We start from the raw sequence: 4972 nt of genomic DNA on the forward strand, positions 1-4972 counted from the left end.
GCTGACTGAGGATCCATATTAAACTTTCCTTTCCGAAACTTTTTTAAGCAAAAAACATCAATGCATATGCACGGCGTCGTGCAGATACAGGCAGGTGAGGATGGCAAACACATAGGCTTGCAGCCCCGCCACCAGCAATTCCAGCGCTGCCAGCGCCACGTTCAGCCCCAGCGGCACCACCGAGGCAAACACTCCGAAAATACCGAAGCTTGCCACCAGCATCAGCATGAACCCGGCGAAAACCTCCCACATCACATGCCCGGCGGTCATGTTGGCGAACAAACGAACCGAGAGTGAAACAGGGCGGGAGAGATAGGAGATGATCTCAATCGGCACCAGCAGCGGCAGCAGCCAGCTTGGCACGCCATGCGGCACGAAAAATTTGAAAAAACGGAGACCGTGCGTATAGAACCCCACCCCGGTGGAGAACGCGAACACGAACAGCGCCAAACTCAGCGTGACCGCGATATGCGAGGTGAACGCGAAGAAATAAGGGAACAGCCCGAGCAAGTTGCCAAGCAGGATGAAGCTGAAAATAGTGAACACCAGGGGGAAGAACCGCAGCCCCTCCTCGCCGATGGTGTCAACGCACATATTGTGCACGAATTCATACAGCAGCTCGACCACCGCCTGCCCGCGTCCCGGGATCAGCGCCCGCGCCCGCAGGCCCACGGCGAAAATACCCACGATGATCACCGCGGCGGCCAGCATGGCCTCGTTGGAGTTGCTGAAGTCCACCGCGCGGCCAAGCGGGCCCAGGCCCGTTGTCAGGCTGAATTGTCCGAGCGCGTCGATCGTTGGGCCTGCCATTACTTTTTATCCCGTCCGCCGTCAGTTTTCCCCGCGGCCCGCACCAGATTGCGCAAACCGGCCGCCATGCCCACCGGCACCATCACAAGCATCAGCCACGGTTTGGTATGAAAAAGCCTATCCAGCCCCCACCCAATCCCCACGGCGATGACCATGGCAGCCACCAGCTCAACCCCCAGGCGCATCGCAAAGTTGACCGCTTGACTAGCCGCCCCCGCGCCTGATTGCGCCGGATCCCGCTTTGTCCGCCCTTTGGCCGCCGCCTGCGCTGCCGCAAGCCGTTGCTCAAAAGTCTCTTTGTCGCGACCGTTGTTCATACACCTGTTTTCAGCGGTTCTGCGCCGCCGGAAGTTGGCCGGTTGCTACCTATCCCCCCCTGGCCTGTCAAGAATGCTTGGCACTTAATGTTACAATCAAAGCGATTAAGTTTTCAGCCAGCCTTTTCCCAGCCGCCCTCGCCCTGTTTCCAATAGGTCAGGGTGTGGCCTGCGGCCTTCGCCGCGCGCCAGCGCGCCCGCGCCGCCGCCACCTCGTCCTCGTCATTGCCGTCGAACAGGTCGAACACCCTTTTATACGGCGCCATCTCCGCCGCTGCCCCGCCAAGGCGGAACAAAAACCCAGCCCCGGCCGGGTTTTCATCCTCAATCGTCAAAAAAACCGGCTGCCACTCCGGGTGCGGCGTGGCTTTCGTGCCGTGCGGCAGCCAGTCCGGCTGGTGAGCGTGCCAAAGTGCAACATCCAGCGCCGCCAGCTGCGCCGCATCCTTGCACACCACAACGGCCCGCTCTCCCGCCGCCAGCGTGCGCCCCAGCAGCGCGGGCAGCGCCGCGGCCATATCCGTGCGGGTCAGATGATAGAACCCGGCCTCCGCCATCAGTCGATGACAATCCGCGGCGGCGCGCGCCTGGCCGGTGCCAGCGCCCCGGCCACGGCTGCGGCCACGGCGCGAAACGCCGCCGCCGCCACGCCCTGCGGCGCGGAGGCGCACACCGGCGTCCCCGCATCTCCGGTCTCGCGGATTTCCAGCAGCAGCGGCACTTCGCCCAAAAATGGTACATTTATGCGCGCCGCCTCGGCCGCGGCGCCGCCATGGCCGAACACATCCGTCCGCCCGCCGCAATGCGGGCAGGAGAAATAGGACATGTTCTCCACAATCCCCAGCACCGGCACATTCACCTGGGCGAACATCTTCACTCCCCGGCGCGCGTCGATCAGGGCGATGTCCTGCGGCGTGGAGACCACAACCGCCCCCGCCAGCCGCGCCTTCTGCGCCAATGTGAGCTGAATATCCCCGGTCCCCGGCGGCATATCCACCACCAGCACATCCAGCGCGCCCCATTCCACCTGGCCCAGCATCTGGGTCAGCGCCCCGGTCGCCATCGGCCCGCGCCAGACCATCGCGGTGTCCCCGTCCACCAGAAACCCGATGGACATGCACTTCACCCCCCAGGCCTCCAGCGGGATCATCTTGCCGTCCCGCACCTCGGGCTTGCGCGCCAGCCCCAGCATCCGCGGCAGCGAGGGGCCATAGATATCGGCATCCAGCAGCCCCACGCTCAGCCCGCTCTGCGCCAGCGCCACCGCCAGATTAACCGCCACGGTGGATTTCCCCACCCCGCCCTTGCCCGAGGCCACCGCGACCACCGACTTCACTCCCGGCAACACCGGTGCAACCGGCGGCGGCGGCGGTGGCGGCTCCTTATGCGCGGTGAACACCACGGAGGCGTTTTTTACCCCCGGCATCGCCGCCAGCGCTGCCTCCACATCCCGGCGCAACGGCTCCAGCGCCGCCGCGTCCTCGCGTTTTATCGCCAGCGTCACCTGCACCAGCCCATCGCCCACATGCAGGCCATCAAGCATTTTACCCAGATTAAACGGCGCCAGCGCCGCGCGGATGTCATTTTCATTCATGCCCCAAGCTTTAACGCAGCGCCCCGGCGTGTCCAGCCTCTTGCGGAGATGCCCGCCCCGCCACACAATTTGGCCATGACCTCACCCCGCCGCCTGCTCCTTGCCGCCGCGTTCGTCACCGGCACCGCCGCTCTGGTCCTTACCGGCCCCGCCGCCCGCAGCAGCAATCTGCCGCAGATGGCGGACCTCGCCGCGCGCGTCATGCCCGCCGTGGTCAGCATCGCCAGCACAGATCCGGTGCCCCCCGCCGCCGCCGCCGGCAACAACGGCGATGACATCACCCTTGCCTCCGGCACCGTCCTGCCGCCGCCCAAGGCGGTTGAGGCCCTGGGCTCGGGCTTCGTCATCGCCCCCTCCGGCTACATTCTCACCAACGCCCATGTCATCGCCGGAGCGGCCAGCATCAGCGTCACGTTTCAGGACGGCATGATCGTTCCCGCCACCGTTGTCGGCCGCGACACCGATGCCGACATCGCGGTTCTCAAGGTCAACACCGGCCACCCCTTGCCTTTCGTCAAATTCGGCAATTCCACCGCCCTGCGCGTGGGCGACTGGGTGCTGGCCATCGGCAATCCCTATGGCCTGCCCGGCAGCACCTCGGCGGGCATCGTCAGCGCGCTGGACCGCAACATCAACCAGGGTACTTACGACGATTTCATCCAGACCGACGCCGCCATCAACCGCGGCAACTCCGGCGGCCCGCTGTTCAACGAGAAAGGCGAGGTCATCGGCGTCGATTCCGCCATCTACTCTCCCTCCGGCGGCTCCGTCGGAATCGGCTTCGCCATCCCCTCCGCCATGGCCCAGCCGGTCGCGCAATCGCTGATGGCCCGCGGCAGCATGGTGCGCGGCTGGCTCGGCGCCGCCACGCAGGAGGTCACACCCGAAATCCAGGCCACGCTCCACCTGCCCAACACCGCCGGCGCGCTGGTCGGCAGCGTCTCGCCCAACGGCCCCGCCAACGGCATCCTCCAACCCGGCGACGTCATCACCGCGCTCAAAGGCACCGCCATCACCAGCCCGCGCGCGCTGTTCATCCGCACCGCGCAAATCCCCGCGGGCAGCAAGGCCCTCATCACATTTTGGCGCGACGGCAGCACCCGCAGCGCCACCCTGCGCATCACCGTCCCGCCCCCGCCGCTGGACGAAACCGTCGCCCCGGCCACCGCGCCCGCGCCCGCCGCCATCGCCATCGCCAGCCTTGGCATCACCCTCTCCGCCCAACCGGCCGGTGCGGGCGCCACCATCACCGCCGTCACCGCCAAGGGCCCCGCCAGCACGGCCGGCATCCTCGCCGGCAACGTCATCGCGCAAGTCAACGGCCAGCCCACCACCAGCGCCGCCGCCCTGCAGGCCCAGCTGCGGCAACTCACCAAGGCCAAACTGCCGGCCGCCACCCTGCTCATCACCGGCGACACCGCCGGTGGCGCCAATCCCGGCCCGCGCTGGGTCTCCGTTCCGTTCCAAAAATAACCCGCCGCCCAGCGGCTCATCACTTTCTCTTGTGCGCCTCCCGCCCTGCGAAGATTTCAGAAAAATGTTTGCGATTTTTTAACGAAAAACCTGTTCTTTGCGAGCATCCGTAAATTCGCCGGGACGATTCCGGCCATTTCAGCAAGGTTGCATCGCTCATGTCCGTTTTCGAAACCTTCCGTGGAATGTTCGCCATCACCTATGAGGGCGGCAGCATTACACTCGCCGGCAACACCGCCAACCTGCTTCACGAGGACGACGGGGGCGAGCTTATAACCCTTCCCGGCGCCACCAGCACCACCCCCGTCACGCACGGCGCCACCCTCTCGGGCACCGGCCACGGCGGCGGCTTAACAGGCACCTTCACCTACGCCGGCGCGGTGGAAAAAAGCGGTCTCTACATCGGCATTCTGGTGCGCGACCAGGCTTCCAGCCAATACTACCTGCTAACAACCGTACGCAACGGCAGTCATTTCAACCGCGGCGGCGGGCAGGATGGCCAGCAGGGCGATGACGGCCAGGATGGCGCCACAACACTCACCCTGCAGCCAACCGTCGGCTGGAACCTCCTCGGCGCCACCGGCTCCCCCGCTTGCTTCATGGCCGGCACAGCCATCCGCACCCCCTCGGGCAATGCCGCGGTTGAAACCCTGAAAGCCGGCGATCTGGTGACCCTGATCGACGGCCGCACCGCCCCGGTCGCCTGGCTCGGCCGCCAGACCATCTCCATGGTCTTTGCTGACCCGTTGCGCGTCCTGCCCATCCGCATCCGGGCCAA

6 protein-coding genes are annotated in these 4972 nt (G+C 65.8%); 2 read left to right on the plus strand and 4 right to left on the minus strand.

Annotated features, from left to right (window positions below):
* Window positions 1–57: 57 nt before the first annotated feature.
* The 4 genes from HKL97_RS01910 to HKL97_RS01925 all read right to left on the minus strand — a co-directional run bounded on the left by HKL97_RS01910 (window position 58) and on the right by HKL97_RS01925 (window position 2721).
* Window positions 58–810: a F0F1 ATP synthase subunit A gene (locus tag HKL97_RS01910; protein ID WP_291422320.1), complete on the minus strand. Its 753-nt coding sequence runs from the start codon at window positions 808–810 to the stop codon at window positions 58–60.
* The gene (locus HKL97_RS01915) at window positions 810–1127 is read right to left on the minus strand and encodes an AtpZ/AtpI family protein (RefSeq protein ID WP_291422322.1); all 318 of its coding nucleotides are present in this window, start codon (window positions 1125–1127) and stop codon (window positions 810–812) included. The genes HKL97_RS01910 and HKL97_RS01915 overlap by 1 nt, the downstream gene beginning before the upstream one ends.
* Window positions 1128–1240: 113 nt before the next feature.
* Entirely contained in the window at window positions 1241–1684 is a 444-nt protein-coding gene (locus HKL97_RS01920) for a DNA polymerase III subunit chi (RefSeq protein WP_291422324.1), read from the minus strand.
* Window positions 1684–2721, minus strand: coding sequence for an Mrp/NBP35 family ATP-binding protein (locus tag HKL97_RS01925; protein ID WP_291422326.1), 1038 nt, complete (start codon window positions 2719–2721; stop codon window positions 1684–1686). The genes HKL97_RS01920 and HKL97_RS01925 overlap by 1 nt, the downstream gene beginning before the upstream one ends.
* Before the next feature lie 75 nt (window positions 2722–2796).
* On the opposite strand from HKL97_RS01925, the gene HKL97_RS01930 reads away from it, so the two are divergent.
* On the plus strand, window positions 2797–4194 hold the full coding sequence (locus tag HKL97_RS01930) for a trypsin-like peptidase domain-containing protein (protein WP_291422328.1): 1398 nt from the start codon (window positions 2797–2799) through the stop codon (window positions 4192–4194).
* 158 nt (window positions 4195–4352) lie between these two features.
* Window positions 4353–4972 (plus strand): Hint domain-containing protein (locus HKL97_RS01935; RefSeq protein ID WP_291422330.1); only part of this gene is annotated, 620 nt, incomplete at its 3' end.

The organism is Acidocella sp., assembly GCF_013044125.1.
Classification (GTDB): Bacteria; Pseudomonadota; Alphaproteobacteria; order Acetobacterales; family Acetobacteraceae; genus Acidocella.